This window comes from Sphingomonas sp. PP-CE-1A-559 (genome assembly GCF_004340965.1).
In the GTDB taxonomy this organism is placed as follows: Bacteria; Pseudomonadota; Alphaproteobacteria; order Sphingomonadales; family Sphingomonadaceae; genus Sphingomonas.
This window is the reverse complement of sequence record NZ_SLYA01000031.1, coordinates 1-1,495: the sequence shown is the minus strand read 5'-3', so window position 1 is coordinate 1,495 and position 1,495 is coordinate 1. Positions and strand designations below refer to the sequence as shown.

Genomic DNA, 1,495 nt, shown 5'->3' with positions numbered 1-1,495 from the left:
TCGCCCTCTACATTGTTCAGGCACTAGATACCCTAACGCCCAAGGTTCGGCGTTAAGCGGTTTAATGTCCGTTATCGCCGCCTGCCTCACGATAAGAGGACGGTCCGCTTTCCTTCCCATCTCGTCCATCCCGCTTACGCCCAAATCTGGACATTCCGCCGACCCAGTGTAGCATCTCGAATGATACGTTTTCTCGCCCCGGCATTGCTGCTCGCTGCTGAAGGTTGCACGCCGCACATTCGCCCAGAGCAAACTGCGATCATGGATTTAGTTGAGCGCCAGATCACCCTGCCCCGCGGGGCAAAGCCGCTAACAGCATATGCGCGCGCCTATGCAGAAACGTCAAAGGATCGCGTAAGTGCCTTGTATTTCCGCCCCGACGCGGAGTTCTCGTCGTGCCGTGGGGCTAAAGCTGGCGGGCCATCAAACGGCCAAATTGTTCTTCTCTGCCCCCCGCCTGAAGGGATGCAAGCTGGCGAACGGCGCTGGTTGGATAACTCTCAATCCTTGCCGAGCGTGTCGGATGGTGGCTGTGCATACGTTGATGTTGAGTTCAACATTCCTGCCAAGAAGGTCGTGCTGGCACAATGCCACGGTGACGGCTGAACGTCTGCTTTCCTTCTTATACCGGCCATTTCGCTTCCGCCCATACCCGGACGTCAGCCAGCAGGATCGACTTGCCCGATGGGTAACATTCATTCAGCTTCAACGGATGGCCGATCATCCCGTCATGAATTTCCGCTGGCGATGGCTTCACCGCATTGGCTACCTATGCACTCTTCTCGTCGCGATCGAGATCGTTTGTGCCGGGACATTGGTGGGAGTAGCGTGGTGGCGTGATCGAGAACGTCGTGCTGAAGTTCGTGCACATTCAAGGGTCCATCGCGGCGAATTGCTCACTGACCTGACAGTGATCGATCCGAGCAGCGGAGCAATCACTCGACTTGGTGCGCTCGCCTCAATGGCCATGTTGGGACCGGACTCGGTTCGCTTGGGGGTCGATCCTGCCTTGTCAGACTATGCCTATGCGCTGGCGATGCGAAGGCGTGGCGCATTTGCGGAAGGTGTTGTTGTGGTGTTCGAGCGCCGGGCAGACGACACCGAGGATCAGAAGACATACCGCTTCCAAGTCCCTGTTGCCGAATTCAACCAAGTTATTTCGCAATTCGACTCCGTCACCGATGGTTATTCAGGTGGTGACCGCTCGTGCACCGATGGGGTCCAATACGCGTTCGAACGGCGTCGCGGCTCGCTGACCACGTCGGGCGCGAGCGTCAGCAATTGTGACCGCACCTATGAGCGCGCTGCCAATATCCTACTCGAGTTCGCTCGCCGGTTCTCGCCGCTGCCTAAGTTACTCCGCTGACGGAGCAGGTCCGCTTTCTGCAAGTCGATCCCCAAAGATGGTGTATCGCGGCGGCTGCATTTCGACAGCAGATGAGATTTGCAGCCCCTTCACGTACGATGCCTGGATCGGGGTCGACCTGACCTCGTG

At 57.7% G+C, this 1,495-nt stretch carries 2 protein-coding genes; both read left to right on the top strand.

The window, feature by feature from the left end:
* Window positions 1-180: 180 nt before the first annotated feature.
* Window positions 181-606 (top strand): hypothetical protein, encoded by a 426-nt coding sequence (locus tag C8J42_RS19925; RefSeq protein ID WP_133021541.1) that lies wholly within the window; start codon window positions 181-183, stop codon window positions 604-606.
* 106 nt (window positions 607-712) lie between these two features.
* Complete coding sequence (locus C8J42_RS20595) at window positions 713-1,366, top strand: hypothetical protein (protein ID WP_243644648.1); 654 nt, start codon at window positions 713-715, stop codon at window positions 1,364-1,366.
* The last annotated feature ends 129 nt before the right edge of the window (window positions 1,367-1,495 follow it).